Origin of the sequence: uncultured Erythrobacter sp., from assembly GCF_947499705.1 — a bacterium.
Classification (GTDB): domain Bacteria; phylum Pseudomonadota; class Alphaproteobacteria; order Sphingomonadales; family Sphingomonadaceae; genus Erythrobacter.
The window spans coordinates 56,345-82,125 of record NZ_CANMPJ010000002.1 but is presented as its reverse complement, the minus strand read 5'-3'; the positions used below and the strand labels follow the sequence as shown (position 1 = coordinate 82,125).

Annotated in this window: 28 protein-coding genes; 11 read left to right on the top strand and 17 right to left on the bottom strand. The window is 59.6% G+C overall.

Annotated features, from left to right (window positions below):
• The first annotated feature begins 70 nt into the window (after nt 1-70).
• Together Q0837_RS13175 and Q0837_RS13170 are read left to right on the top strand one after the other, a co-directional pair.
• The gene (locus Q0837_RS13175; protein WP_298470105.1) at nt 71-538 is read left to right on the top strand and encodes a hypothetical protein; all 468 of its coding nucleotides are present in this window, start codon (nt 71-73) and stop codon (nt 536-538) included.
• Between the two features lie 75 nt (nt 539-613).
• Entirely contained in the window at nt 614-1,498 is an 885-nt protein-coding gene (locus Q0837_RS13170) for a dienelactone hydrolase family protein (RefSeq protein WP_298470103.1), read from the top strand.
• On the opposite strand, the gene Q0837_RS13165 is transcribed toward Q0837_RS13170, so the two are convergent.
• A complete protein-coding gene (locus Q0837_RS13165) occupies nt 1,499-2,467 on the bottom strand; it encodes a complex I NDUFA9 subunit family protein (protein ID WP_298470101.1) in 969 nt (322 codons plus the stop codon). It abuts the gene before it with no gap.
• 243 nt (nt 2,468-2,710) lie between these two features.
• Between Q0837_RS13165 and Q0837_RS13160 the strand changes: the two genes are divergently transcribed.
• Both Q0837_RS13160 and Q0837_RS13155 read left to right on the top strand, forming a co-directional pair.
• Nucleotides 2,711-3,724 (top strand): nodulation protein NodZ, encoded by a 1,014-nt coding sequence (locus Q0837_RS13160; protein ID WP_298470100.1) that lies wholly within the window; start codon nt 2,711-2,713, stop codon nt 3,722-3,724.
• A 20-nt stretch (nt 3,725-3,744) separates the two neighbouring features.
• A complete protein-coding gene (locus tag Q0837_RS13155) occupies nt 3,745-4,578 on the top strand; it encodes an FkbM family methyltransferase (protein ID WP_298470098.1) in 834 nt (277 codons plus the stop codon).
• On the opposite strand, the gene Q0837_RS13150 is transcribed toward Q0837_RS13155, so the two are convergent.
• The 13 genes from Q0837_RS13150 to Q0837_RS13090 all read right to left on the bottom strand — a co-directional run bounded on the left by Q0837_RS13150 (nt 4,575) and on the right by Q0837_RS13090 (nt 15,743).
• Complete coding sequence (locus Q0837_RS13150; protein WP_298470097.1) at nt 4,575-5,294, bottom strand: hypothetical protein; 720 nt, start codon at nt 5,292-5,294, stop codon at nt 4,575-4,577. The genes Q0837_RS13155 and Q0837_RS13150 overlap by 4 nt on opposite strands.
• Nucleotides 5,291-6,685, bottom strand: a complete 1,395-nt coding sequence (locus Q0837_RS13145; RefSeq protein WP_298470095.1) for an O-antigen ligase — start codon at nt 6,683-6,685, stop codon at nt 5,291-5,293. Before Q0837_RS13145 ends, Q0837_RS13150 begins: the two co-directional genes overlap by 4 nt.
• Nucleotides 6,686-6,773: 88 nt before the next feature.
• Nucleotides 6,774-7,046: a hypothetical protein gene (locus Q0837_RS13140; RefSeq protein WP_298470093.1), complete on the bottom strand. Its 273-nt coding sequence runs from the start codon at nt 7,044-7,046 to the stop codon at nt 6,774-6,776.
• Nucleotides 7,047-7,190: 144 nt separating this feature from the next.
• Nucleotides 7,191-7,580, bottom strand: coding sequence for a lasso peptide biosynthesis B2 protein (locus tag Q0837_RS13135; protein WP_298470091.1), 390 nt, complete (start codon nt 7,578-7,580; stop codon nt 7,191-7,193).
• 156 nt (nt 7,581-7,736) lie between these two features.
• On the bottom strand, nt 7,737-8,015 hold the full coding sequence (locus Q0837_RS13130; protein WP_298470089.1) for a PqqD family protein: 279 nt from the start codon (nt 8,013-8,015) through the stop codon (nt 7,737-7,739).
• Between the two features lie 84 nt (nt 8,016-8,099).
• Entirely contained in the window at nt 8,100-9,254 is a 1,155-nt protein-coding gene (locus tag Q0837_RS13125; protein ID WP_298470087.1) for a 50S ribosomal protein L11 methyltransferase, read from the bottom strand.
• Complete coding sequence (locus Q0837_RS13120) at nt 9,251-10,135, bottom strand: hypothetical protein (protein ID WP_298470085.1); 885 nt, start codon at nt 10,133-10,135, stop codon at nt 9,251-9,253. Before Q0837_RS13120 ends, Q0837_RS13125 begins: the two co-directional genes overlap by 4 nt.
• A gap of 108 nt (nt 10,136-10,243) precedes the next feature.
• Entirely contained in the window at nt 10,244-10,384 is a 141-nt protein-coding gene (locus Q0837_RS13115; RefSeq protein ID WP_298470083.1) for a hypothetical protein, read from the bottom strand.
• A gap of 182 nt (nt 10,385-10,566) precedes the next feature.
• The gene (locus Q0837_RS13110; protein ID WP_298470081.1) at nt 10,567-10,704 is read right to left on the bottom strand and encodes a hypothetical protein; all 138 of its coding nucleotides are present in this window, start codon (nt 10,702-10,704) and stop codon (nt 10,567-10,569) included.
• Nucleotides 10,705-10,757: 53 nt separating this feature from the next.
• A complete protein-coding gene (locus Q0837_RS13105) occupies nt 10,758-10,895 on the bottom strand; it encodes a hypothetical protein (protein ID WP_298470080.1) in 138 nt (45 codons plus the stop codon).
• A 10-nt stretch (nt 10,896-10,905) separates the two neighbouring features.
• The gene (locus Q0837_RS13100; RefSeq protein ID WP_298470079.1) at nt 10,906-12,795 is read right to left on the bottom strand and encodes an asparagine synthase-related protein; all 1,890 of its coding nucleotides are present in this window, start codon (nt 12,793-12,795) and stop codon (nt 10,906-10,908) included.
• Nucleotides 12,796-12,811: 16 nt separating this feature from the next.
• Entirely contained in the window at nt 12,812-14,473 is a 1,662-nt protein-coding gene (locus tag Q0837_RS13095; protein WP_298470077.1) for an ABC transporter ATP-binding protein, read from the bottom strand.
• A 7-nt stretch (nt 14,474-14,480) separates the two neighbouring features.
• Nucleotides 14,481-15,743, bottom strand: coding sequence for a nucleotidyltransferase family protein (locus Q0837_RS13090; protein ID WP_298470075.1), 1,263 nt, complete (start codon nt 15,741-15,743; stop codon nt 14,481-14,483).
• 77 nt (nt 15,744-15,820) lie between these two features.
• Between Q0837_RS13090 and rfbA the strand changes: the two genes are divergently transcribed.
• The 5 genes from rfbA to Q0837_RS13065 are packed head-to-tail and all read left to right on the top strand — an operon-like array spanning nt 15,821 to nt 19,907.
• Nucleotides 15,821-16,711 (top strand): glucose-1-phosphate thymidylyltransferase RfbA, encoded by an 891-nt coding sequence (rfbA, locus tag Q0837_RS13085; protein WP_298470074.1) that lies wholly within the window; start codon nt 15,821-15,823, stop codon nt 16,709-16,711.
• Nucleotides 16,708-17,253, top strand: a complete 546-nt coding sequence (rfbC, locus tag Q0837_RS13080; RefSeq protein WP_298470073.1) for a dTDP-4-dehydrorhamnose 3,5-epimerase — start codon at nt 16,708-16,710, stop codon at nt 17,251-17,253. The genes rfbA and rfbC overlap by 4 nt, the downstream gene beginning before the upstream one ends.
• The gene (gene rfbD / locus Q0837_RS13075; protein ID WP_298470072.1) at nt 17,250-18,107 is read left to right on the top strand and encodes a dTDP-4-dehydrorhamnose reductase; all 858 of its coding nucleotides are present in this window, start codon (nt 17,250-17,252) and stop codon (nt 18,105-18,107) included. The genes rfbC and rfbD overlap by 4 nt, the downstream gene beginning before the upstream one ends.
• Nucleotides 18,100-19,152, top strand: a complete 1,053-nt coding sequence (gene rfbB / locus Q0837_RS13070; protein WP_298470070.1) for a dTDP-glucose 4,6-dehydratase — start codon at nt 18,100-18,102, stop codon at nt 19,150-19,152. The genes rfbD and rfbB overlap by 8 nt, the downstream gene beginning before the upstream one ends.
• Nucleotides 19,149-19,907 (top strand): sulfotransferase family 2 domain-containing protein, encoded by a 759-nt coding sequence (locus tag Q0837_RS13065; RefSeq protein ID WP_298470068.1) that lies wholly within the window; start codon nt 19,149-19,151, stop codon nt 19,905-19,907. The genes rfbB and Q0837_RS13065 overlap by 4 nt, the downstream gene beginning before the upstream one ends.
• On the opposite strand, the gene Q0837_RS13060 is transcribed toward Q0837_RS13065, so the two are convergent.
• The gene (locus Q0837_RS13060; protein ID WP_298470067.1) at nt 19,890-21,179 is read right to left on the bottom strand and encodes an oligosaccharide flippase family protein; all 1,290 of its coding nucleotides are present in this window, start codon (nt 21,177-21,179) and stop codon (nt 19,890-19,892) included. The genes Q0837_RS13065 and Q0837_RS13060 overlap by 18 nt on opposite strands.
• A gap of 129 nt (nt 21,180-21,308) precedes the next feature.
• On the opposite strand from Q0837_RS13060, the gene Q0837_RS13055 reads away from it, so the two are divergent.
• The gene (locus tag Q0837_RS13055; protein WP_298470065.1) at nt 21,309-21,944 is read left to right on the top strand and encodes a sulfotransferase family protein; all 636 of its coding nucleotides are present in this window, start codon (nt 21,309-21,311) and stop codon (nt 21,942-21,944) included.
• Here the strand turns inward: Q0837_RS13055 and Q0837_RS13050 are convergent.
• Together Q0837_RS13050 and Q0837_RS13045 are read right to left on the bottom strand one after the other, a co-directional pair.
• Complete coding sequence (locus tag Q0837_RS13050) at nt 21,941-24,694, bottom strand: hypothetical protein (RefSeq protein WP_298470064.1); 2,754 nt, start codon at nt 24,692-24,694, stop codon at nt 21,941-21,943. The genes Q0837_RS13055 and Q0837_RS13050 overlap by 4 nt on opposite strands.
• Complete coding sequence (locus Q0837_RS13045; protein ID WP_298470063.1) at nt 24,694-24,963, bottom strand: hypothetical protein; 270 nt, start codon at nt 24,961-24,963, stop codon at nt 24,694-24,696. Before Q0837_RS13045 ends, Q0837_RS13050 begins: the two co-directional genes overlap by 1 nt.
• A 210-nt stretch (nt 24,964-25,173) precedes the next feature.
• Here Q0837_RS13045 and Q0837_RS13040 point away from each other — a divergent pair, with 210 nt between their 5' ends.
• Nucleotides 25,174-25,761, top strand: coding sequence for an acyltransferase (locus Q0837_RS13040; RefSeq protein WP_298470062.1), 588 nt, complete (start codon nt 25,174-25,176; stop codon nt 25,759-25,761).
• Nucleotides 25,762-25,781 lie beyond the last annotated feature (20 nt).

Sequence of the window (25,781 nt, the reverse complement as noted above, 5' to 3'; positions counted from 1 at the left end):
CCGCGCTTGTCCATTCCCGGAAAATCAGTCTATGATTCAATCAGAGGGCGCGATCACAGGGGAGTGCATCATGAGCGATAAAGCAATTCAGGAAAGCGGCGCGAAAAAGGCGCTGTCGCGTCGGCAGTTCGGCGCGATCACCGGCGCAGTCGCAGTCGCTGCGGGAACACCGGGCATCGCACAGGCGGCCAATTCGACAGCCTCTGCCCAGCTCAAGGAAAAAACGGTCAGCGTTGCTCGCGCCAGCGGTGCGGTGAACGGATACTTCATTCACCCCAGCAAGGGTGCGAACCCTGCGGTCTTGTCGTGGCGCGATGGCGGAGCATTGGCTGAGAGCAGCCGCAATGCAGCTCGTCGTCTGGCCAAACAGGGCTATGCAGTTCTCGTACTGGATCGCGACAGCGGTGATGCGGGCGCGATCGAAGGTGATGCCGATGCCGCGGTGAAGTGGCTCGAGGCCCAGCCGCACATCGATGAAAAGCGCATCGGTACGCCGGAATGGGCTGAACAGCGCATCGAGAACGGCGCACGAAACTAAGTTGCCGGGCGCGTCTGCTCGGCTCGGATAGAGTTCTATCGGGATACGCTTTCCGAGAAATTGGGGAGACGCACGATGTGCGATGAAGCCAAGCTGGAAAAATGGGCGCGCGAGGCAATCTCGCGCCGCCAATTCGGTGCGCTAACGGGCGTGGCCGCGCTCGCGGCATGTGCACCGGGTGAAGCGTCATCGAATGATGCGGAGCCTGTGCCGACGGTCGATCTTACCGAGACTGCGGTGACGTTCGATACTGCCGACGGGACGATGGACGCCTTTTTCGTTCATCCGACAGAGGGCGCGCATCCCGGCGTGATCTTCTGGCCAGATATTGCCAGCATCCGCGAATCCAAGCGCAACATGGCACGGCGACTGGCGGGAGAGGGATACGCGGTTCTGGTGCTGAACCCCTATTATCGCGATGTCGCAGGCGAGCAATATCCCGACTTTGCGACCTTCGCGGCCGATGGTGGTTTCCAGAAAGTGCGTCCGTGGCGCGGCAAGCTCGATGCTGACACGATTGGCAGTGATGCGGTCGCTGCAGCCGCTTGGCTCGATGGACAAGCGGCGGTCGATACATCCAAAGGTATCGGCACCGAAGGGTACTGCATGGGCGGCCCCTTCACCGTCTGGAGCGCAGCTGCAGTGCCTGAACGGATCAAGGCAGCGGCCAGCTTCCATGGCGGCGGGCTAGTGCGCGAGGACTACGACAAGAGCCCGCACAAGGTTCTGACCGGCACGCAGGCGAGTTATCTCAACGCGGTGGCGCAAGATGACGATGCCGAAGCGCCCGAAGAGAAGGTCGCTTTCGCTGAAGCAGCGGAAGCCGCCGGACGTCCAATTACGACCAAAGTGTATGAAGGCGATCACGGTTGGACCGTGCCCGACAGCCCAGCCTATGCGAAGCCTGCTGCTGAGCTAGCCTATGCCGATTTGCTGGAGCTGTATTCGGGCTCGCTTTGATCAGCTTGCTTTGCCGCGCTCCTTCGCGCGTTCATTGCTGAGCCCGAAACGTCCAAACTTGCGATAGCGCTCCATCCATTTGTCGAGGAACAACCCGAGTGCGCGCGGCTCAATGCCGAGTTCTTCAAAGGTCCGATGCTCACCTGAAACCGTGCTGCCGGGCTTGAGCAGCGTCCATTGGTCGCGGCTCATCGGAGTGAGCGGCATGGCAGCGAACAGGCCGGAGACGCCGTCGGGCATGGCGAGGAAACGCCGTTCGCGCCCCTGTGCCTCTGCGATGCGCTGATTGATCTCCATCATCGAAAGCTGCTCGGGTCCGCCAAGTTCGTAGATATGCCCGCCATGTTCGGCTGGGTTCTCCAGAGCGACGGCCACCGCTTCGGCGACATCATCGACATAGACCAGCTGCAGTTTCGCCTCTGGGCCAAACACCGGCAGAACCGGCATCATCTCGATCATCTGACCGAACATGTTGAGAAAGTTATCGTCCTTCCCAAACACGATCGACGGACGCAGGATCGTGGCGTCAGGAAAGGCTTCCAGCACTTTCTCTTCGCCCAGCGCTTTGCCGCGAGCATAGACAGCACTCGAATTCGCATCCGGTCCGATGGCGCTGACATGGACGAAGCCTTTCACGCCGTTCGCCTTGGCGATGCGGGCCATATTACCAGGCGCTTCACCCATCAATTCCTCAAGATCGCCTGTAAAGGCACCGACGAGGTTCACCACATAGTCCGCACCATGAAGAGCAGCCTTGAGGCTTTCCTCTTTCGTGATGTCGCAGCGGGCGAATTGCAGCTGGCCGAGATTGGCCAGCGGCTTCAGCATATGGCCCTTTTCCGGATTGCGGCTGGCGATCCGCAATCGCGCGCCGCGTTCCAGCAGGCTTTGCGCGACATAATTGCCAATATAGCCGCCTCCGCCAAATACGGTGACGAATTTGTCAGTGAGCGGCGAATTCTTGGTCATGGCCTTTGGTGATCCCGGAATCTTTTGAAGATTGCTGGTTGCCCCATGCTTCAATGCGGCAAAATCGGCAAGCGTTCCCGGCGCATCAATTGTTCGATTCAAGTGAAGCGACGGCTGTTGCGAGAGTAGGCAATTCTCTTGCCAGTATGAAATCATACTAGTGAAGACCCGGAGCAACTACGCTCGACCCAAACCGGGCGTGGATATCCGTGTTTGCCCCTACCAAGGGCCGTGAATTCGGCTATGGCCGAAGCATGGCGATCAATTGGCGGAGCCGGTGATTTGACCGCAAATGAAGAGCGGGCGCTGGTGATCAAGGCGAAGGGTGGACTGGGTAACCGCATGCTGTCGGCGGTGACTGGTTGCGTGCTCGCTGAGCTCAACGGTCGCACTCCCTACATCGATTGGCGCGATGGCATGTATGTGCCGCCGGGAGAGAACCTTTACCCCTTGCTGTTCGATGCGAGCTGGATGGGCGATCTGACAGCGTTCGACAATGCCACCGACGTCGCTCCGACACCGTGGTCCGGCCACATGGACGAACAACCGGTCGACATCATTCGCCGGGATTTCCCGAACGGGCACCGTAATCCGCTGCTCTACCGAAAACTGTCGATCGATCTCGTTGGGCCGGACCCGAGCGCCAAAGTGGGCGTGTTCTGGTCCTACCTGCCAAAGTTCAAGCGCCTCGCTTCGCGTATGGCCGCGCATCCGGGCTTTTCCGGCCGCGACATCGACCAGATCACGAGCGATCTCTTGGACCGTTTCTTCCGCCCGGTCGAAGAGGTGCGGCGCGAAGTCGACCGGATATTTGAAGGGCAGTCGGGCCCCGTCATCGGGGTGCATATCCGTTTCACCGACCGCAAGGCTCCCTTGCCAAAGATCATGCGTGAGCTGGAACGGCTCGCATCGGAATCGCCCGAAGCCGCGATCTTTCTCGCCACCGATAGTGCCGAGGCGCAGGACGCCGTGATGTCACGCTTCCCCGCCACGCTCACAATCGACAAAGCTCTCGCCAGCGATGATACCGCGCTGCACTTTTCCTCCGAAGGGTTCAGCGACCCCATTACCGAAGCGCGAAATGCGTTGATCGATATGATGGCACTGGCTCGCTGCGATAGTCTACTGCACTCTCGCCACTCTACGTTTTCAGTGACTGCCGCGCTGCTGGGCAGGATACCCAAGGCCAGGCAGGTCGATGTCGACCGGTTCAACGCCAAAGTCGCCATCAAACAATTCATTCAGGCCCGAACCTGACCGATCCCCAAGGAAGCACCATGTCATCGAACCTCAGAGCCTTTGCGAAGAAAGTCCTTCCCGGACCGCTGCGAAATTTCGCGAAGGGCATATGGGAAACCTATAAACTGTCGCAGGACAAGGCGAGTTTCCTCCAAAGCTTTCCCGGAACGCCCTATGTCGTGGTCGGCAAGGACGAGATCGCTCGTCTCCAAGGCAAGGGCTATAACGGGCAAATTGGGCAGGATTACTTCCTGGATCTTCTGTTCGAGAATGAGACTGGCCGCTTCCTCGATATCGGTGCGAACAATCCATTTGCGAACAGCAACACCCATTTCTTCGAACAGAAGGGGTGGAGCGGTTTCGCCTTCGATCCGATGAAGTCGCTGGTCGAGAAATGGAGCGAGCGGCCAGGCACGACGTTCGTCAATGCCGGCATCAGCGACCGTTCCGAGACGCGCACGTTCATTGAAATCAAGCCGCGCGTCGGCTGGGAACACCAGTTGTCATCGTTCCGCGAATTCGTGCGCGCCGAAGACATGCATGAGTTCGACTACCTCGAATACCCGGTCGAATGCGGCCCGATTTCGAAGTTCGTGCCCGAAGGGGAGGCATTCGATTTCGCTTCGATCGATGTCGAAGGGGCTGAGGCGCTGATCCTGACCGGGTTCGATTTCGAGAATGCCGCGCCAAAGGCGATAATGCTCGAGAATGTGCAGGAAATGGGCGGGCTAGATGAGCACCGGCATACGCTGACGAAGCATGGCTATCGTGTGGTCGCGCGGCTTAACGCTTCGGACGATCTGTTCGTGCATGAAAGCCACACAATCCCTGCGGCATTTGAAACAGCGGTGGCGCGTTACAATCGCGGCTAGCACTGCTCCGCGAAGGCGGCGCTGAAGCGCTCGGCTTGCGCCGCGTCGCGATTATTCAGCATTTTCGTGGTTCGGTCGATCGCCTGGCAGTCGAACTGCGCACCTTGCTCCGCCGCATCGATCACGATTGCTGTGAACGCCTCAGGCGGGATCGCACGTGCGCCGCGGCGCAGGAAGTATTCGTGCCAGCGTTCCCCGCCGCGGACAATCTCTGTGAAGGTCGACCGCGCTTCGCCATCGGGATTGACAAAGGTCCGGGTGCCAAGCTCTGCGAGCACTTCGTCTTCGGTGCGGCTGTTTAGGAGCAGCGCAGCATAGCGCCTCGCCGCCTCGGCTTCATCGCCCGCAGCCAATGCGAGCTCGAGCATCGCCTGCTGCGAAAGAATGTCGCGCCAGCCGCGCCGCGCCGCGAGCTGCACGGTAACGGCGCTCTGTTCGACCTGCTCGGCTTTGAATTGGGCATTGGCGAGCAAGCGCATGTGCTGTGCGGGCACCGGACGGCGCTCGATCAGGCGCTCGGCCTCAGCAAGAGCGCGCTCGGCATCATCACCGAGAATCGCGTTCGAGGCGATGCGCGCCTGAGCAAATGCGCGAAATGGTTCGGGCACCATCGTGGCCAACGGAGGCGATACACGCGCCTGCCGATCAACCTGAGCGGCAGCTGTTACAAGCGCCAAGGCAATCAGGATGCCGATCCAGACAATCCGCCCGATCATCGCGTCGGCTCCCTATCCGGCGCGCTCGCTACTCGGGCGAGCAGTAACAGCGCAAATGCGGCAACGGCCAGCATTGTCTGGTTGCGCAGCGGGTAGTCGGTGATCGATTGCAAGGCGACCGCCAGCAGCAATGCACCGCATCCCCACGCAGGCCAGCAGAATTGCGAGCGTCCTGCTTTCCAGCTGAGCCAGCCCACCAACAGTAGCCACCCGGCGGCAATTCCGAGACCCGGAATGCCCGCTTCGATAGCAAGCTCGAGATAATCGTTATGCGCTCGCCCGGCGCGCCGTTTGGTCAGGAATTCGAGGGATTCGTCGACCTGGAAGACCTCGTCGAAGGTCCCCATTCCTGCACCCACGGGCCAGAACCGGTCGGCGGAGTAGGCAGCATCCTCCCAGATATAGACGCGTGCATCATCGGTCGCCTCAAATCGCTCGATAGTTTCGCCGATACGGCCGGGGGCAATGGCCACGACCGACCCGATTGCGATCACTGCAAGCGCGATGCCCCCAAAGACAGCGAGTGATCCTCGCCCGGAGCCACCGCCGGATCGTGCGCCGCGCCATGCCCAGAATGCACGGGCCAGTCCCAAGGCGATCGGGATTGCGGCGAGGACGAATGCGGTGCGCGACCTCGTTAGAACCACGGCAAGCAGCAGCAGCGCGCAGATACCAAGCCGCACCGGCAATCCTGCAGGGTGAGGCCGTGCCAATGGCAGCGGAAGCAGTGCAGCAAGCGTCAATGCTCCGACAAGGAAGACACCGGTCGAGTTGCGGTTGGCAAATGTGCCGTAGAGCAAACCTGTCGGTCCGCGTTCCGCAAAAATCACCGCCGAATTGCCGCCACTTAGCACTTGCAGCACACCAAGCGCGAAACAGGCGAGCCCTAGCGCTACGATCAACCAGCCGACTGTCATCAAATGGCGTCGCGGGATGGTCCAGCCCACAGCCAGCACGGTCAGCGGCACGATCAATCCAGTGAGCGCCACCAATGTGCGCGCAGGATCGACGCTTGCAGCCCTCCAGCCACCAGAGCCAATGGCTTCGAGCGATTGAGCCACTAGATCACGTCCGGGCAATCCGCCCCACACTGCTTGGGGAAGCGGTATCAGGAAAAGCGCCGGGAGCAGAAGGCTGAGCGCCGTCAAAATGCGTAAGGGTAGGGGACTGCTCTTCCAGAACGTGAGAAACGCATCGCGGTGAAGGGCGAGAATACCAAGTGCGGTGATCTGGACCAGCAGGTTGGCGAGCCCATATCGAACACCGCCACCGCCGAAAACGAAAGCGACGATCAGCAATGCGCAGGTTGCGAGCAGCGGGCGCGGCCGAAGGAATCCGCTGGTTGGCGCAGAGCTGTTTGAACTGCCGAGTTTTCGGGTCTGTGCTGACATCTACCGCTCAAATGAAAAAGCGCACGGCAATCGATACCGCGCGCTTATCAATTTGGCGACTGACCGGGTGGGTCAATCTGGTGATTGTTCAGTTGGCGCCTGGCGACTGATTGTCTTCATCGTCGATGATGATGATGATGCCTGCGATCACCGCAGCGCCGAAGAGAATGATCAGGATACCTGAGGTACCCTTCAGCTCTTCACCGTCAGCCGAGCGGCCTACGCCTGGCTGCGATACAGCCGAACCGGAATAAAATGTGCTGCTGTCGCCGGCACGGGTGTTAGCCTGTGCAGCAATCGGCGCAAAGGCCAAGCCTGCCGCTGCTGCGGTCATGGCGAGACGAGAGGCGAATTTCATCATCTATGGGCCCTTTTCAAAAACCTACGTAAAAGCTCTTAGTGCAGTGCAACACGTTTGACAACCATACAATAAAGACAATGTCATAAGGAACTCCTACCAGGCCCGGAGCGAGGCAAAATGGCAGCTTGAGGCCCGGATTTGCGCTCAATCGCTCGGTTGAGCAGGAGTTTTTTCGGCGGAATCTTCGCTCATCAGCACCGAGAAATGCGCCACATCCCCCCCTGTGACGATCGTTTCACCGTGAACAAGCCATGCATGCGCTCCAAACTCACCGCCTTCGGGGCGTTCGACTCCGATTCGAATCTCGGTGGCGATGCCCTTCGTTGACAACCAGCGTTGCGCGGCGATGGCCTGAGGCAGACAGTCACTGCGCCAAGGCATATAGCGCGCGCAGAAAGTGACAATAAAACCAATCCGATAGATCAATTCTTTGGCTTCTGGGGCCCGGTCGCTTCGCGCGGCATGATCGATCGAGGATTTGTTCAGACGCCGAATGTCGTGGGCGCCAATGCTGCTCATTGCCTTGCGAGCCATCGCCAATTCCCAGACACCGCGCACAATCAAGTGCGGCCACTTGATCAGATCGCGTCTGCGCGGCTTTTTGGATGAATCGGTCATTGAGGCTGACAGTTGAAGCGCCGCGCGGGCTGTCTGGCAAGTGTCGTCGCGGCGCTTGCGGTCCGACCGTTCTTAGGCCTTCGTCACTAACCCTTGCTCTTCAAGCTCGCCCAAGAACCGTCGAAGGTCATCTTCGACCGTTGAAGCGTCGACGTCGTATTCCGCTGTGATCTGCTTCACAATCTCGCTAGGTGAGCTGCCGGATTTGAGGCCCTCCCACAGGAAAGTCCCGATTGTGTCGAGCCCGTAATAGGTGCCATTGCCCATGTGCAGGATCACGGTCTCATCGCCGACCTGATTCGCCACGGCGTCATCGCTGACGCTCCAGTGATGATCGAGAATGTCGGTCACGCTTCCATTTCCCCCGGAATAACCCCAAACTTTGTCCTTGCGCCTTTCGCCAGAGTTTCGGCGCGGTTGTAAAGAGCACCCATCCTAATATCGTCGCATAAGATTGGCTACGTGGTCCAGAGCGTGCTGGAAATCGGGGAAATGGCTAGCATGCCGATCCTGCAACAGCTCCGCGATCTCGCCCAAAGTCCGCCCGTCGCCGATCAGGTCAAGGCAATCCCGGTCGATTTGAACTGCCAGTGTCGGTTCCGGCACGTGCTGGTTGGAGCCCGGCCTGAGGGTCGCAGGCGGAATGACCTTTCGTTTGAAAGTCGACTGTTGAAACGCCTGCCGGGTTGCGCCGGAATTGCCATCACGCACCTTGCAGTCCCACGTCCAGATGTAGTCCTGTTCGAGAAGTCGAGCCCGGATTCGAGCCGACACGGTGTCATTCGCTTTTACCTTCACAGGCTCAGCAAACGGCAAGAACATCTGGCCGTAGACAAGAGGGGGTTCCCCCGGCGCATTCGAGTAGGTCAGTCCTTCGTCGATTTCGGCATCGAACCAGACCAGCAAGCCATGCGCAGTGTTGTCGGTGGATGCAGTCAATTCTACCATGCCGTCGACATTTGGGTCGGTCATGCTGCGATAATCGAGCGCCACGAGATCGCGCGGCTCGGACAAGAGCGCGCTCGGCTTGAAGTAGACCTTGCTGCTGTCGTTGATCGCGAATCGTTGCCCCGCCTTCAGGTCGAGGCCGAACCGGTTTGCGGTCCAAGGCGAATGCGCCGATTGATAGGTCTTGGGCGAACGGGCCAGCGCCACGCGCAGCATGTCGCGCATCGGCAGCAGCTTGCCGCCTTTTGCCAGCAACCGGTTCCGAGCATCCTCGATCGCGGCGATGTGGCTTTCGAACAGTGGCATCGTGCCTCTGAGATCCGAAATGATGACGTCCGCCTTCTTTTCCGGCTCGAAATTGGTCGAGAGGTCGCGGACAATTGTGATCTTGTCAGCACAGCCATTCGCTTCCGCCAGTTCACGTAGCAGCTCGATACTGCTGTCGGTTTCGATCGCAATGACGGAGCCAGCTCCGTATTTGCAGGCGAGCAGCGCAAAAATCCCGAATCCTGCGCCAATATCGATGACAGTGCAGCCCGGCGTGACCGCGCGTTTAAGCGCTTCGGCATAGATCGACATGCGCGGTTCGCAATCGACCATGTCTCCATAATCGGCGATACTGTATCCGGAGGGAACGCTCATCCGTTTGAACTCACAGTTCGATCCTCTCCATTCTGGTCGGCTTGCCCATGAATACGGGCCAGTATCTCCTTATGTACCTTTGGGAGAACGTTGAAATCCCAAGGGTAAGACAATTCATAGCCGGGAACCTCGCGAGCAATATGCGAGATCTTTTCCATCCGCTTTGCTGCGGCGTCAGCGTCATCCTTGTCCAGCGCGAAGCTGTTTTCAATCAAGCCGATGCAGGTGTGGCCTGGGCTGAGCGTCCTGGAACCAACTTGTCCGTCTCCGTCATCGTCGACGAGGAAGAAAAACCCACCGAGCGGGATTGGAGACAAATCGGCATCATCCAGCGCAGGCAGGCTCAGCCGCTTCTTGTCCGAGTAGTGTGCCATTGGCGCTGACAACACATCGTCGCCGAGCACCGCTGCAATCGATTCGGGATAGAGCCTCAGGCTGGGATAGACCGACCGACCGCAAAACCCGTTTGGAGACGGCGCAAGAATGGCTGCATCGTCTCCGACCAGCCGATGGCCCGCATTGTGTAGGCTGGCGGCGAGGGTCGATTTTCCGGCGCCGGTCTCGCCAAGGAACACTGCAAGTCGCCCGGCAATTTCGACTGCACTGGCGTGGATTATGAGCTCACCCGCGCCTGCCAGGATGCGAGGAGCGACATGATCATAGAGCAGGTGAGTGAGGGCTTCCGATGTTGTGTCAGCGCCGACATCGAAAATGGTCACGAGCTTGCGTGCGAAGCAGACTTCGAAGCGAGCGACGTTATCGAACGAGATGCAATAGGCATCGCCGACGCGCGAGATGCTCGAGGGATACTCGGTCGGGTTTGGGACTATTGGGAGCGGGCGACCGCGTCGCTTCGTCTCATCAGCGCTTTCGCGGACCATTTGCCAAGCAGAAAGCACGCCAGACCCGAAAGGGCTGGAATTAGAACGGAAAGCCTCCTCGGAAACCGAGGGACTAGAATTTGATGATGTCACTCAAATCGGCGAGCGTTATGGGCGACGCCTGACACCCATCATGCCCGGGCCTGTTTCAAACAGCGGGCCGCTGCCAGCAGCGGTAAGCTGCGAGAAAGCGCCATAGGTCACCAGCTTGGGTGAGGAGTATGGCTTGCTGTCAGTCCGGTCGGTCATAAATACTCCGTGAATCAATCCGGCGCGCCTGAAGCGGCCTGTTCGATTAGGTAGTTACCGCAATGCACAAGATTACGCAATCACTGATTCTTAAGGTTGAATCAGCGGCTACGCGCCCTTGAAACTGTGTCTTCACGAAACCGATAGCGCACTAAGGTTCACAAAGTGTTTCGTTGTTAAGGCTAGGCGCGGCGCATCATCGCCATTCGCATACCGGCTTCGACCACCGTGCCGCTACCGCCAGAGGTCAGCTGCGAAAACGCACCGATGACAGCGACCCTCGGCGAAGCGTAGGGCTTCTTCTTGTTGCGATCGACCATATCCGTTCTCCCTCACACTCGGGGCGCCCGGCACAGCTTTACTCAGCGGTTGATCAGGGGCGCCGGTTGGGATTCATGTTTGCACCCGTCTCGGTCTGCAGCCCGCTTCCGCCAGCGGTGAGCTTAGAAAACGCGCCGAAGATAGACAATATCGGCTGTTGGTAGGGCTTTTTTGCGATCCGGTCAGTCATGTTTTTTTCCTTATGTTTTCTTTCGAAAGTCGACTCGCCCCCATGTCGACAACCAATTCGCAAGGTATCTGGCGGAGAGACGGTGCGCAATTGTATCATCCTCCGAATCGTCGATTTCCGCCGGATTTAGCGACCTTTTACAAATGTACTGCCCAACTGTGCTTTCGAAGCTGTTGTCTGACTGAGCGGATGCGCTCTGCCAAAGGCCCGACGTAAAATCCCAACCTAGGTGTTCCTTTCCGGCTCGCCAGCGGACCGAATCGGGCAGACAGCCCTCCATCGACCGGCGCAGGATCGTCTTTGGCCAGCCGCCTTTCTGAAGCTGATCGGCGGGCAGCGAGAGACAGAACTCCATCACCCGGCGATCCAGAAATGGGTCGCGCGGCTCGATCGCCATCGCGCTTGCAACCCTGTCGTATCGTTCGCGCGCGACTGTGACATAGGGGTGGAGCATGCGCCGTGCCCGATCCGCTTGCCCGTCGCCCGTCGGCATCGTGACATGCGCGGCGTTTCGTTGCTTGCGTTCTTCGATGCCGATGCGGGCGGCGAAATCGGGATCGAGCAGCGAAGTCACGTGCGCAGCCGCGTTGCCGCGACGCCTCATAAGAGCACGCCTGGCTTCGCGAAGTGATTTCGGGACGAATGTCTGACCGGCTCCACGAAGCAACGTTTTCCAAGCGGGGTCCGGGTGTTCCCAGAATCGCTCTTCTCCGGTCGCTTCCTTCCAAGCCTGAATGAAGTGACCCCGGCGGAGATGCCATGCGATCAAGTTCTGCGTGCCGAGCGTTGTGTCGCCACCGACCCCGTCCAGCACGACCTTTCGCCCTTCTCGGCTGGCAGCCAGATACACGGCGAAAAGCAGCGTCATATGCCCGTCGAAGGGTTCGATGCAGTCACGAACAAGCCTTTGCAGGTCCTCGCGATAGGCATCCATATCGGCGAGTGACACGGATTGCGGATCGATGTGGTCGATTATCTGGGCGGCTTTGATCGTCCGCGTTTCGCGGCAATCCTCGTCGGTGCCGATGGCGGAGAATGTCTCAAGTGGGGGCTGACCGCTCTGCTTGAGCAATTGCGAGGCAACGGCGGTGACCGATCCAGAATCCATGCCGCCGGACAGCATCGATCCAACCGGGTCCGGCGAACGCAATCGCGCCCGCACAGCATCTGTGAACACGTCAAGAAACGCCTCGGCATAGGCTCCATCATTCGGAAGTTTCAGCAATGGCTGAGGAGCGAGGTCACCATATTTCCAGATCCGCAGTCCGTCATCGCGCAGGATCATTGCATGGGCGGGCGGCAAGCGGTGAATGCCATCGAAAAATGTCGAGGTAAGGTCGTAGGCCTCCAGATCTTCCAGAAAGTCCCCAATCCGGCCTTCATTTATCCGGCGCGGAACGTCGGGGTGTCGCAAGATCGCTTCCGGCTCAGTTGCAAACGCGAACAGCTTTCCCGGCTCGAGGTGGTAGTTAAGTTGCCGCATCCCGATGAGGTCGCGGGCACAGAGGAGCAATTCTTCGCGCGGGTCCCAGATCGCGAAGGCAAAATCGCCGAGCAGATGATCGGCGCAGCCGGTGCCCCATTTCAGGTAGGCGCGCAGGATCAACTCGCCATCGCCTATCGCATCGGGCGTCCCGATGGAGGCAATCAAATCTTCACGATTATCGAGCCTCGCATCGGCTGTGATCGTACAGCCGGTCGGTTGGTGTGTGAGCGGCAGTGTCTCGGTCAGGGCCTCGGGCGTGGTGGCGAGCAGCGTGTGGCCGAATGCTGTCGAACCGCTGAGCCATGCATTGCTCCGGTCGGGGCCGCGCTGCTCAAGCGCAGCGACCATTCCGCCCAGTTCGGCTTCACCTACCGGCTTCCCATTGAGCGCTACGATCCCGCAAATGCCGCTCATATCCGCCTCCCGCCGGTCAGGCCGCGCCGCGCTCGGCGTCGCCCGACGGCACGAAGCCTAGCAGGCTTGCTTCGATCACGCGGTCTGCCAAAGCAAGGCTGGCAGGGCGGTGGGTGATCAGGATGACCGTGCGATCCTTGAGGCTGCGAATGCAAGCCTCGATGAAAGCGGCTTCGCCTTCGATGTCATACATGCTGGTCGCTTCGTCGAAGATGTAGATTGGCGGGTCGCGGTAGAGTGCGCGGGCCAGAGCGATCCGTTGTCCCTGGCCGCCCGAAAGGCGAATGCCGTTATCGCCGATCTCGGTTTCCAGCCCGCGTGGCAGTCGTTCGATAAAGTCCCAGGCCTGAGAAAGTCGCGCTGCCCGCTCGATGGCGGCCATATCGGTCTCGTCTGCTCCGAAGGCGATATTCTCTGCGATAGTGCCATCGAACAACAATGCGCGCTGGGGCACATAGCCAAATTGCTGTCGCAGATCCTGAACCTGAAGCTCGGAAATGTCAGTCCCATCGAGCGCAATGCGCCCGTCATCAGGATCGTAAAACCGCAGTAGCAGGCGGATTAGCGTTGATTTGCCAATCCCGTTCTCACCGGTCAGCGCGACGATTTCTCCCGGTTCGATTGTCAGGTTAAGATCGCGCAGCACTGGATCGCGGCCCGGATAGGCGAAACTGACATTTTCGAACGCAATCCCGCCAGTCGCGCGCTCCAGCAGCTTGGTTGCGGCATATCCCGGCTCGATCTCCTTGGCGAACACCCCTTCGAGGCGCGCAAGGGCGCCCTTGGCCACCTGAAACTGACCATAAATGTTCGCGAGGTTGCCGACCGGGCGTGTAAGCAATGCGGCATAGAGCAGAAACGCGAACAATTCGCTTGGCTCGCGGGTGCCACTTTCGAGCTGTTCGCTGCCGATCATCAGGATTGCGATTGCAGCGCTGGCAGCAATTAAGGCCACAATCGGTCCGATAAAGGACACCATCCGGGCTTGCGAAACACTCAGCTGCCGGGTCTCTTCGACCGCATCGTCATATTTGCTCTGATGATGTTGCTCTGCGGCAAACACCTTGATCGCTGGCAGCATATGGAGATCGGATTCGGCGGTGGAGATCACCTCGACATAGGCTTTGCGATAGCGGCGAGAGAGAACCCGCAGTCGTCGTCCGACCAGCTTCATGACGATGTAAAACAGCGGCACCAGCACTGGCACCACGAGCGCCATGGTCGGATCGATCAGGAACAGCAGGATGACAGCGCCGCCGGCGGTGATCAGCATCGACGGGACCATCGCCAGTGTCGATGTGAGAAATGCGCTGAGTGTGTCGACTTCGTACACCATTAGCGCCAGCAGATCTCCGCTGCGGCTGCGGTCGTGATAGGAGATCGGCATGGATTGCAGCCGACCATAGGTTTCCTTGCGCAGCGCCGCGAGGATCCGACCTGACGCAATTTCCGACAGGATGGCGACCAGAATGGTGATCGCTGTCATCGCCACCAGCGCGATGGCCAGCAACATCACTGTCTGATTGAGATCGACCGCTTCCTCACCAATCACGCCGCCAAGGAATTGCCCGGCAAGCCAAGGCAGGGCGAGAGCGGCCAGCGAGCTGAGCAGCGAGAGTGCGCTGATCAGCGCAAGCCATCCTTTGAACTCCTTGGCCCAGCGCATGAGAAAACCCATTCCCATGTCAGGTTCTGCCCCCGATAAATTTGCCTAGACCTGAGAATAGCCGGCGAATGTGCAGCACGGCTAGCGGCCAGCTCTCCGCATCGGGAAAACGCTCGCGGACCAGATCTTCGCTCGGAATGAGTTTGAAGGTGATCAACCGAAGCTTGTCACGCCAAGACGGGCTTGCGGCAAGATCCAGCTTCAGCCTGTGCGTGCTCGATCCGCTCATCAGGTAATCGGTAAGCTGCGTGTCGCCTGCTTGCTGTTTCAACTGTGCCAGAACTGCCTCAGGCACTGGCGTGTTCAGGCAGCGCTGAGCCAAATCCAGCCCCGACAGAATTATGTCCGAAGAGGCGCTATCCGACGCGTTTTGAACGAGTTCCTCCCAATGCGAGGGTTCAAACGAGGATGTAAGCAGGTCAATATCGACCGCCCAGATCAAGCGATCATTTTCGAACAATCGCTCTTTGCCGATCAAATATCCGAACTTCGCATGCTGCGCCCGGTTGAGGCAGATCAGAATGAGGTTATCGACCGGCCCAATGCTCGCGGCGTTAGGCGACAATTTGGGGAGCTGTTGAATGCGCCGCCTCGGGGCATTCGCTTCGAGTAGCTCAGACACCGCCGAACTGGCGCTGATCCGCCAGTGCAAATCAATTGTGTGATCGAAGCCGAAATCTGTGCCGGAGCTCCAGGCCTCCTGGAGCGGCCTGGCATCGTTGCACAGCCTAAAGCCAGCGGCCGCAAAGACAGCTCTCGCCTTCACCCTGTTGCCGTCTTCAATCAGCAGGTCGCTATCGCCCCGGCGGCGGAGCGCGGGGTTGGGATAGTGCGAATAGGCGAGCGCGGTGCCTTTCAGGATCAACGCCTGGATGCCCGCTGCGTGCAGGGCGTCGACCAGCTCCGCGACCAATTTGGCGTGGCTGAGCTCCCAAAAGGACTGAACGCGCGCTTCCTGTTTGATCGCCTCTGCCAGCTCAGCGGGCCAGTCGGGCAGGCCGGGAGCCGCTTCGACAAGCAGCAGCGCTATCCCGTGGAAGGTAACGCGCAAGGCGGCTTCATCCGGGGAAACCTGCAGGTCCGCTGGCCAATCGGGGACGGGCTGCGAGCGCAGGAAACACTGCACGCAGCGTGCCAGATACTGATCGAAAGCGTCGGTCTTCATTGTCGTTCTGACTTCGGCAATCGCCCCTTGATCCTCAGGTTGCTCGCACATGCGGCATTTGTCGGGCTTTGGCCAGTGGACAAGCCTTGGCGCGAACACCAGCGGAAGTGCAGACATTAGCCATTGACCCTACGGAGCCATGCTGCAATGCGCCAAACCTCTCGCAGGGACCACCCACAGGACGGAAAAAGACAGTGGCACAACCACGCAAAGGGATCATCCTTGCCGGAGGATCGGGCACGCGGCTTTACCCGTTGACCAAAGGCGTTTCGAAGCAGCTGATGCCGATCTTCGACAAGCCGATGATCTACTATCCGCTGAGCACGCTGATGCTCGCGGGGATCAAGGACATCCTGATCATCACCACGCCAGAGGATGCGTCGCAGTTCCAGCGCGTGCTGGGCGATGGCTCTGATTTCGGGGTTTCGCTGAGCTACGCCCAGCAGCCCAAGCCGGAAGGTCTGGCGCAGGCGTTCCACATCGGCGCAGGCTTTGTGCGCGGCGGGCCGAGCGCTTTGATCCTTGGCGACAATATCTTTTACGGGCACGGCCTGCCTGCGTTGCTGAACAATGCGAATGGCCGTGACAGCGGCTCCACCGTGTTCGCCTACCGGGTCAACGATCCGCAGGCGTTTGGCGTTGTCGAGTTCGACAAGGATGGCCGGGCCATTTCGATCGAAGAAAAGCCTGTTCAGCCGAAATCGAACTACGCGGTCACGGGCCTCTATTTCTACGACGACACTGTGGTTGATCGCGCCCGCGATTTGCAGCCTTCGCCGCGCGGTGAGCTCGAAATCACCGACCTCAACCGACTCTATCTCGACGAAGGTTCTATGTCGGTTGAGATCATGGGACGCGGCTTCGCGTGGCTCGACACGGGCACGCATTCTTCGCTGCTTGATGCCGCGACTTATGTCCGGATCACGGAAGAGCGACAGGGCCTCAAGATCGCCTGTCCTGAAGAAATCGCCTGGCGGCAGGGCTTCATCAACGACGATCAACTGGTCAAAATCGCTGAGCCACTGCGTAAGTCTGGCTATGGCGAGTATTTGCTTGGCCTGCTCGAAAATCCGGTGCTTTCGTGAAGATCGTTGAAACCGCCATTCCAGACCTTCTGATCATCGAGCCGCGCGCGTTCGGCGATGATCGCGGGTTTTTTATGGAAACATGGAACGAGGAAAATTTCCGCGAGGCAGGACTGGACCTCAAATGGGTGCAGGACAATCACAGCCATTCGCAGAAAGGCGTGCTGCGCGGACTGCATTTCCAGAATCCCGGTGAGCAGGGAAAGCTGGTGCGCGTGTCGCGCGGCGCAGTGTTCGATGTCGCGGTCGATCTCCGAAAATCCTCGGAGCATTTCGGCAAGTGGGTTGGAGTGGAGCTGACGGCAGAGAACAAGCGGATGTTCTGGGTGCCTGAGGGCTTCGCGCACGGGTTCCTGACGCTGAGCGACGACACCGATTTCATGTACAAATGCACCGCGCCATACTCGCCGCAAACCGAGCATACTCTGGCGTGGGATGATCCGGCGGTCGGGGTCGATTGGCCCGATCTGGGTATGGAACCGATCATTTCGGAGAAGGACAAGGTCGGCCAGACGCTCGCCGAAGTAGAGGCCTTCGCATGAAGGTTCTGATCACCGGAGCGGGCGGTCAACTGGGCGGCGCATTGCAGCGCCTTGCTCCCGATTGGGCCGAGCTCAATGCGATTGATGTCGACGATGTCGACCTGACCGATATTCCGATGCTCCGCGCTCGGCTAGTGGTCGAAGCGCCCGATGTGATCCTGAACGCCGCCGCTTACACCGCCGTCGACAAGGCCGAGAGCGACGAAGAAACCGCGCGCGAGATCAACTCCGATGCGGTGCTGGCCATGGCCGAAGCGATGGAAGAGCAGGGCGGCAAGCTGGTCCATGTCTCGACCGATTTTGTGTTCGATGGCAAATCGCCGCGCGCCTATCGTCCGGATGATGAGCGGGCTCCAATCTCGGCCTATGGGCGGACCAAGGCCGAAGGCGAAGATCACCTGCGCGAAAGTGACCTGCTGATCCGCACCGCTTGGGTCTACGAAGCGGGCGGAGCGAACTTCGTGCGGACGATGATCCGTCTGATGAATGAGCGGGATGAGCTGGGTGTGGTGTCCGATCAGATCGGTTCACCGACGTGGGCCACAGGCCTGGCACAGACGATTTGGGATCTGGTTGAGAAAGGCGCGAGCGGCACGTTTCATCACAGCGACCATGGCGAGGTGAGCTGGTATGATTTCGCCGTCGCTATTGCCGAGGAAGGCCACGCGCTTGGCCTGATCGAGAGCGTTCCGACGATCAAACCGATCACCACCGCCGACTACCCAACTCCGGCAGCGCGTCCTGCGTTTTCGCTGCTGGATTGCAGCAAGACCCGCGAAGCTCTAGGCGACCAACCGGTCCCTTGGCGCACCAATCTGCGCCTCATGCTCGAACAGGAAAAGGCCCTTGGCTAATCTACTCGTCACCGGCGGTGCCGGCTTTATCGGCGGCAATTTCGTCCATTACTGGAATGCGCAGCACCCGGGCGATTCCGTGATTGTCCTGGATGCACTGACCTATGCGGGTAACGAATCCACCCTGGAAGGCGCCGACAACTGCACGCTGGTGGAAGGCGACATTCGCAATCAAGATCTGGTTGAGACGCTCCTGCGCGAGCACGGCATCTCTACCATCGTCCACTTCGCAGCAGAGAGTCACGTCGACCGCTCGATCAGCGGACCGGACGCCTTCATCGATACCAACATTCTCGGCACCAACAGTTTGCTCAAGGCAGCGCGGGCCGTATGGCTCGATGGCGATGGCAAGGATCACCGGTTCCACCACATCTCTACCGATGAGGTGTTCGGTTCACTCGGTGCGGACGATCCTGCGTTCAGTGAGACAACGGCGTATGCGCCCAACTCGCCCTATTCGGCGTCAAAGGCCGCCTCGGATCACCTGGTTCGCGCCTATCACCACACATACGGGCTGGAGGTTACGACCAGCAATTGTTCGAACAATTACGGACCGTACCAATATCCGGAAAAGCTGATCCCGTTGTTCCTGCTTAATGCCCTGTCGGGCAAGCCACTGCCGATTTATGGCGACGGTATGAATGTGCGCGACTGGCTGCATGTCGAGGATCACTGCCGAGGGATCGAAGCGTGCCTTGAGCGCGGCAAACCGGGCGAGACATACAATATTGGCGGCGGCGCGGAACTTCCAAATATGGAAGTGATCGACGCGATTTGCCGCGAGGCTGACCGCGCGTTCGAAGAGATCGACGGTCTGGCTGCCCGCTACCCAGATGCGCCTGCGGCCAAGGGCGAGAAGAGCGAAACGCTCAAGACTTTTGTCACCGACCGCGCCGGCCATGACCGCCGCTACGCCATCGATGAAACCAAGGCGCGCGGCGAACTCGATTACGCGCCCAATTGGGGCTTCGACGAAGGGCTGCGTCAGACCTTGCGCTGGTATCTAGACCGCGAAGACTGGTGGCGGCCGCTGTTGTCGGCATGAGGCTCGCGGAGCTCTCAAACAAGCTGGCTCGGATCACCAACAGAGCCGGGTTCGAGGTTTCGCTGCGCCGGGTTCTGCGCTCCACCCAGCGGCGGCGGGTGGTTTACTTCCTACATATCGGCAAGGCTGCCGGGTCGCAGGTCAAGCAGATGATGGCGCAAGTTAACCGCCAAGGCGGCAACGTGCACATGAAGGCGCAGTCGCACGATGTGACGCTGGCCGATCTGCCTGAGCCTTCGGACTACTTCTTTTCGATCCGCGATCCGATCTCGCGGTTTCGCTCCGGCTTCTATTCTCGCAAACGGCGCGGGCGTCCGCTCAACGATATTGCCTGGACGCCGCACGAAGAAACAGCGTTTGCCAATTTTGAACACGCTGCCGATCTGGCCGAGGCTCTGTTCGCTCCGGGCGAGCAAGGGTTGAAAGCCGCCTCCGCGATGAAATCGATCCGGCACACTGCGCAGGACCAGATCGATTGGTTCGCGCTGGCAGGTGATATTTTCACGGTGCGCCCGCCGGTCTGGGTGCTGCGGCAGGAGCATCTGGAAGCTGATCTCAAGGTGCTGATCGAGCGGCTCGGTCTCGACTTCACCCCTGAGCCGCGCCGCGATACCAAGGGCGCGCATGCCAACGACTATTCTGGCATCCCTGAGCTGACCGAGACAGGGATCGCCAATCTCAAGCTCTGGTACGCGCAGGATTTTGCGTTCTACGAAGCGGTCGAAACCTGGATGGCGTTAGAGCGCGGCGAGTAATCGGCGCAGAACGAGCAGCGCTCCGGCATTGCGAAGAATTGCTCCAACAGCCGAACCAATCGCTGCGGCCACCATTCCATAAGTTGGCAGCAACCAAAGCAGCAATCCGACACAGATGATCACGGTGCCGATCTCGATTATCAGCACCACCCGCTCACGCTTCATCATCGTTAGCGCCGCCCCGGCAGGACCCGCTGCGACGTTGATGAACTGTCCGACGGCCAGAATGCGCAGTGCGTCGGCGCCCTGAGTGAATTCCTCACCGAAGAGTGAAAGGATCGGCTCGGCTGCAAAGATGATGGCCAGCAGCAGCGGAGCGACTATGCCGATTCCCATTACGCTGGTTGTGCGCACAGTCTTCCAGGCGGCGCTCGCATCGCTCTGATCAAAGGCTGTCGCGAGGCGTGGGCCGGCCATGAGCGCAAAGCTGCTGTTGACGATCGAGAAGAGCAGGCAAATCTGGAAACCGACGCGGTAAATCCCTGCCTCGGCAGCGTCGCGATACGCAGTGAGCAGAAAGAGTCCAAGCCAATCGCTGAGCGCAACGAGCACGCTGAAGGCAGCGATGAACAGGCCAGTGCTGAGCGCAACGTCCCCCGTTTCTCGCTCCGCAGCGCGCATTGCGCGTCGCACCAAAACAACAGCGGCTAGAGCTACAATGGAGACCCCAATCAGATACGCCGCTGAAGGAGCTAAGTCGGCTAAGGCAACGCCCGAGGCCAGAAGCGCTCCGATGGCTACAATCGCGATGGTCGTGTAGCCGACACCATCGAGCGACTGGGATACGAGCACGCTGCCTTTGGCCCGGAGCAGGGAACTGCACGCGCGGATCAAAGGGAGGGCGATAATTGTGGGAGCCAGAAGACGAAGGTGCCATGCAACTTCAGGCTCTTCCAGCACGTGAACCGCGATCGGTTCGGCAACCAGCCAAGCCACTATCGCCAACGGCACACTCACCAGCAATTGCCGACTGCGTGCCTTAGCGAAGAAATTGAGCGCGGCACCGGGCCGGTCTTTCGCAAAGGCGGCACTGGCACTGCGCACGATCAACCGGTCGAGCCCTTGTGTCGCAATCAGAGCAAGAATTGTCACCGTCGCCAGTGCCAATTGGAAGTGCCCGAAGGTCTCCGCGCCAAACATCCGCGCGATCACCCATGTCATCGCGAAGGCTGATACAGCTCCGGCGGCGCGCATCGTCAGCCCCAGCAGCAGTTCGAAGCGCAGCCCTTTCAAAGGAATACGGCCAAGCCTTTGCGAAATCGGGTTCGGCATGCCGCGTTTGGTTCCACTGTCCACAAGGTTGAGGCCCGGTATGGGCGTATGCGAGCCGCCTGCGGCTTGGCAAGGGCGCTCACTGTTGTAGGTGGAGGACAAATACGAACAAACGCGTAAGGCCCAGCGATGTCGGAACCCCATTCGGGAAAAGTCTTTTGCATCGGATTTCAGAAAACCGGGACGTCTTCGCTGCGCGATGCGCTGGCGAAGATCGGATACCGGGTGTGCGGCGTGTTTGGCCGCGATGTGCCGCTTGAGGAACTACGCGCCACATTCGTTGAGCGCGGGCTGGAAATTGCCAAGGAATACGATGCGGTCGAAGACATGCCGTGGCCGCTGATGTTCCGCGAGCTGGATCAGGCTTTTCCCGGCTCGAAGTTCATACTCACCATTCGTGAGACCGATCGCTGGTATCGTTCGATCGCCAATCACTTCGGACCTAACCCCTACCATATCCAGCAGCTGACCTACGGCGATGACGCGCCCGCACCGGTCGGTCATGAGGCGCGCTATCGCGAGGTCTATGACGCGCATAACGAGGCGGTCCGCGCTTACTTTGCGGACCGCCCCGATGACTTGCTGGAATTCTGGCTGGAGCGCGGCCATGGCTGGGATGAGCTCGGCGCATTCTTAAGCCGGGATGACATTCCGACCGGCCAGTTTGTCCACACCAATTCGCAAAAGCAGCGCGGCAAACTGATAAATCGGATTCGCGGACGGCTGATCCGGATGGGCGTGCCGCTCAAATCGATGGACGGTTAGCTTTCCGCGACTGCGTCGGCTGCGAGCTGGCGGACGAGTTGGAGGTTGCCCGGGAAGGCGCCCTCTTCGATCACGGCGACGCGGCGAACGGTGGCATTCATCGTCCCCGATCCGCGCCCGATCCGGATTTGGCTGCGCCCAGACAGGTCGAGCCCTTCCATCAGCATTATCACTTCGCCAGCGCCGTTCACCGCATTGTGGACCTCGCCGCGCGTTGCTCGGACCTCACCGTTGACGCGAACGGTTGCCTGGTGCGCCACGCCGCTGCCCGACTGGTATTGGACATAGGTTGTGTTGGCATCGTCAGAGATAAACACGCCTGGATCGGCAGGATCGTTGACGGTCACAGCCATTGCGATGGTGAATGTGCCGCCGGCAATCGCCTGCAACACGAAGTCGTTATTCCCGTCGAAGATAGCTCCGGCTAAATCGACCGATGGCTTGCGCGAATTGACCGATTGCCTGTGGTCGTTGCCTGCGGTGGAACGGTCGGACGAAACCCAAGGTGAGCCATTCGCTGCCGTTGTATAATCATGAAAACCTGATTGCCCGCCTGCTGCGCTGATCAAGGCAATCAGATCGCCTTCGGGATCAGTGCTGCCGCTGCCGCCCGTGCTTTCGGTGAAAGCGGTGGCTTCGATCGCGATGGCTCCGGGGGCGGAGAGCGCGGGGAACTGAGAGCCGGAGATGTCCGAAGGCAGGATCGGCTCGAACCCGCTTGCAAGCAGATCAGGCGTCGGGGTGAAATCACCTGCCGCTGGATCGACAAACAGGCTGCTCGCATTGCCGCCAAACGCAACCCGGGTCGCGCCCGAAGGCTTGGTCGATCCGTCATGGAGGTGGATCGCATCGATGGTCAGGTCGGGCAGTGGAGAGCCAGCATAGACAAGCGCGCTCGCGATGTTGTTGGCGAACAGGCAATAGGGATCAGCGGTAAAACCGGGATTGTCCGAGCGCAGCAGCCAGCGCTGGTTGGCGTGGGTGTTGTGCGCAATCACGACATGGCTAGCCGCCAGATTGGTTCGGCCGAACTGCGATGAGTTTGCCTCCGGATCGTAGTATCCGTCGACACCGGGGCGAATGTAAAACGCATTGCCCAGAACCATGAGATCGCGTTCCGCGGCTATGCCTCCCGCTGCTGTAGGTGAGATGAAGATCAGCTGCGCCTGAACATCGACGCCGGTGTTGAAGGCGATGATCGCGTTCTCAAGTGTACCGGTTGCATGCTGGTAAAAGTCGCCATGACGATCGAACATCGCGGCGATGGTGAGCGGTGTGGTCAGCACATCTTGCGGGTCGAATCCTGTGCCCTTGCCGTCCACAATCGAGCCTGCACAGCAGCGGATATTGGCAAAGCTCGGATCGGTGAGTGTGGCAGACCAACCGCTGTCGAGCGCGGCGAGATCATTGTTTACCCAGTCCAGGAGGTCCTGGAATGTGTAACCATCTCCGACCAGGCCGAGGAAATATTCTTCCTGATTTCCACATTCGAACGTGGCGCTGTTCGCGCCCCAGCGAGCCGTCCAGAGCGCAATCCCGGCGTCGGCGGTTCCGTCGCGTTCAATCGTCGCGGTGGCTTCGGTGCCAGAATAGGAGATTTCCACGCATGGGTGATCGCGATACCAGAAACCGCCCCGGTGATTGGTGAGCCGGTTGAACACCGCGCAGGTGACGTCGCCGAACACATCATAGGTCATGTTGGTGAGCGTGCAGCCGCGCACGAGCGTTGCTTGTCCGCAAACGCCGGACAACTCGGAGATGTCGCACTCGGTGAAGTAGGGATTGCCGTCGATCCGCCAGCCAAAGTGGTCGGGCGGTCCGCCGCGCAGCATCTCATAGCGTCCCAATGGGTCAGTCGACGTAATCGTGATTCCGTCACACCAGAAATTGCCGTTGAAGCTGTCAATTTCGACCACGTGGCGGAAATCGAGTGTCAGGTCCGATCCCATCAGACGGATCGGTGACCGGGCAGGGACAATCTTGGCGTTGGCATCGTCGATGTAGCCGTCTTTGCCGATTGAGCACCCGGGGACACCGGCGCGGATATTGCACCAGCCTTTCTGGTCCCACCGTGTCGGTGTGCTGTCGCCAATATCGTATTTGCCCGGCTCAGCGAGTGTGACGAGATAGTTCTCCCACCCCTGCGACTTGGCATGATCGATCGCCGCTACGATGCTTTGATAGGTTGAGCCGGAGGATTCGGGCACGCCGGGCGCGACACTAAGCTGGCCATCATACAGATCGTTTTGCGGGGCAAAGAGATAGGGGCCGATGACCCGGCTTTGCATTGTCGCATCGCGCGGGGTCGCCTCGACATAGAGATGCGCATAGCCGCTTGATTGAGGGGGTTTGCGCAGCCGTACCCACCAACCGAAATAGGTCTGCGGCTGGCCGTTCACATCGACAAAGCTGTGAAGGCTCGGCGCATCGAGTGTTACGCTGCTGCCTTCGAGGTGAAAGGTAACTCCGCTGAGGCCGAGAGCGTCATGAAGCGAGCCGCCATCATTTGCCGCTGCGAAGACTCCGACGTCGAGCGTATCGGTGAAGTGCTGTTTGGGCGGTGTGATCAATTGCAGGGCTGGCTTGGCGCTCAACCGCTCCGGGTCGCTCGGAATGGCAGAAAAGCCGCTCCCTTCAGACCCGTCCCACGCGGCGGACGGTGCAAGAAGCGGAGGCACTCCTTCGGCAACTCCGCCTTGGAGCAGCGCGGTCGAAAGATTGGAGACAACACCAAGACCCAGCCAACTCATCAGGCGAGGCCTACCAGATCGGCTGCCGTGGTGCCACTGGCGCGCACAGCGCGCATGCGTACGGGAAGCACGGTGCCTGCTACGACATTGCGAAAGGTCACATCGACATCGGCATCGACTGGACGCGCAGTGATGTTGCCTCCTGTGCCGACATAGACGGCCTTGGTCGCACCGGGCAGGTCGGCATTATCATTGGGCGCGATCTCGAACGCGGTCTTGGCCGGAGCGATCAGACTATCGCTAGAATTTTCGAAAGGATCAAACGGCATTGCAAACCTCCATTGGCTGAAATTTGAAGATTGAATAACCAAATAGGTTATATGTAGGAAAATGAATTCTTCAACTGGTCAATATTCGCATCCAAGAACGTCGCCGATTAGGCGAGTGGGGATTGCGGCAAGGGCTACTGGACTTCCCTCTGCCTGCTGACCTAAGCCCAAGCGAAAGCGAGTGAGATGTTCTCCAAGGAGGCAGGGGCGATGAGCGATACCGAAATGGTGCGAAAGAATGCTCCGGCACGGTCGCAGCGCGGATTGCGGCTGATCGCGTCCCTGTTCGATCCCCGCGCGTGGCTCCACCTCGTCAAGATCGTCAATTTCTACAATTACAGCCACGTTGCCCCGCTGCGGAAGGTGACTTTCGCAGGCGAACGCAATGTCAGCCCCGATGCGGTGTTCCAGAACCCTGAGCGGATATTCATCGGCCACCGAGCGCGCATCGGTTCGCGCTGCCATTTGTGGGCGGGGCCACAAGATGGTCAGATCCGGATCGGCGACGACGTGCTCTTTGGCCCCGATGTGCTGCTGACTGCCGCCAGCTATCGCCACGATCTTGGCCATCCCGTGACGAAGCAGCCGATGGGGGAGGGCGACATAATTATCGGCAATGATGTGTGGTTCGCGACCCGCGCGGTGGTTCTGCCGGGCACGACGATCGGCGACGGATCGATTGTGGCCGCAGGTGCCGTGGTAAAAGGCGATTTCCCGCCCATGAGCATTATCGCAGGGGCGCCCGCAAAGGTGGTGAGTGAGCGAGTCATCGGCGCAGTTGAAGCAGGTGCCGGATAATCCGCTCTTCGCACCTGCGG

Bases quoted from the DNA above. Each gene is read 5' to 3' on its own strand.
- Q0837_RS13100 (WP_298470079.1), bottom strand. From the start codon at position 12,795: ATGAGCGGCATTTGCGGGATCGTAGCGCTCAATGGGAAGCCGGTAGGT.
- Q0837_RS13055 (WP_298470065.1), top strand. From the start codon at position 21,309: ATGTCGGAACCCCATTCGGGAAAAGTCTTTTGCATCGGATTTCAGAAA.
- Q0837_RS13040 (WP_298470062.1), top strand. From the start codon at position 25,174: ATGAGCGATACCGAAATGGTGCGAAAGAATGCTCCGGCACGGTCGCAG.
- Q0837_RS13160 (WP_298470100.1), top strand. From the start codon at position 2,711: ATGGCCGAAGCATGGCGATCAATTGGCGGAGCCGGTGATTTGACCGCA.
- Q0837_RS13105 (WP_298470080.1), bottom strand. From the start codon at position 10,895: ATGACTGACCGGATCGCAAAAAAGCCCTACCAACAGCCGATATTGTCT.
- Q0837_RS13110 (WP_298470081.1), bottom strand. From the start codon at position 10,704: ATGGTCGATCGCAACAAGAAGAAGCCCTACGCTTCGCCGAGGGTCGCT.
- Q0837_RS13095 (WP_298470077.1), bottom strand. From the start codon at position 14,473: ATGGGTTTTCTCATGCGCTGGGCCAAGGAGTTCAAAGGATGGCTTGCG.
- Q0837_RS13150 (WP_298470097.1), bottom strand. From the start codon at position 5,294: ATGATCGGGCGGATTGTCTGGATCGGCATCCTGATTGCCTTGGCGCTT.
- Q0837_RS13140 (WP_298470093.1), bottom strand. From the start codon at position 7,046: ATGATGAAATTCGCCTCTCGTCTCGCCATGACCGCAGCAGCGGCAGGC.
- Q0837_RS13060 (WP_298470067.1), bottom strand. From the start codon at position 21,179: ATGCCGAACCCGATTTCGCAAAGGCTTGGCCGTATTCCTTTGAAAGGG.
- Q0837_RS13125 (WP_298470087.1), bottom strand. From the start codon at position 9,254: ATGAGCGTTCCCTCCGGATACAGTATCGCCGATTATGGAGACATGGTC.
- Q0837_RS13090 (WP_298470075.1), bottom strand. From the start codon at position 15,743: ATGTCTGCACTTCCGCTGGTGTTCGCGCCAAGGCTTGTCCACTGGCCA.
- Q0837_RS13135 (WP_298470091.1), bottom strand. From the start codon at position 7,580: ATGGCTCGCAAGGCAATGAGCAGCATTGGCGCCCACGACATTCGGCGT.
- Q0837_RS13050 (WP_298470064.1), bottom strand. From the start codon at position 24,694: ATGAGTTGGCTGGGTCTTGGTGTTGTCTCCAATCTTTCGACCGCGCTG.
- Q0837_RS13065 (WP_298470068.1), top strand. From the start codon at position 19,149: ATGAGGCTCGCGGAGCTCTCAAACAAGCTGGCTCGGATCACCAACAGA.
- Q0837_RS13165 (WP_298470101.1), bottom strand. From the start codon at position 2,467: ATGACCAAGAATTCGCCGCTCACTGACAAATTCGTCACCGTATTTGGC.
- Q0837_RS13045 (WP_298470063.1), bottom strand. From the start codon at position 24,963: ATGCCGTTTGATCCTTTCGAAAATTCTAGCGATAGTCTGATCGCTCCG.
- Q0837_RS13155 (WP_298470098.1), top strand. From the start codon at position 3,745: ATGTCATCGAACCTCAGAGCCTTTGCGAAGAAAGTCCTTCCCGGACCG.
- rfbD (WP_298470072.1), top strand. From the start codon at position 17,250: ATGAAGGTTCTGATCACCGGAGCGGGCGGTCAACTGGGCGGCGCATTG.
- Q0837_RS13145 (WP_298470095.1), bottom strand. From the start codon at position 6,685: ATGTCAGCACAGACCCGAAAACTCGGCAGTTCAAACAGCTCTGCGCCA.
- Q0837_RS13175 (WP_298470105.1), top strand. From the start codon at position 71: ATGAGCGATAAAGCAATTCAGGAAAGCGGCGCGAAAAAGGCGCTGTCG.
- Q0837_RS13115 (WP_298470083.1), bottom strand. From the start codon at position 10,384: ATGACCGACCGGACTGACAGCAAGCCATACTCCTCACCCAAGCTGGTG.
- Q0837_RS13120 (WP_298470085.1), bottom strand. From the start codon at position 10,135: ATGGTCCGCGAAAGCGCTGATGAGACGAAGCGACGCGGTCGCCCGCTC.
- Q0837_RS13170 (WP_298470103.1), top strand. From the start codon at position 614: ATGTGCGATGAAGCCAAGCTGGAAAAATGGGCGCGCGAGGCAATCTCG.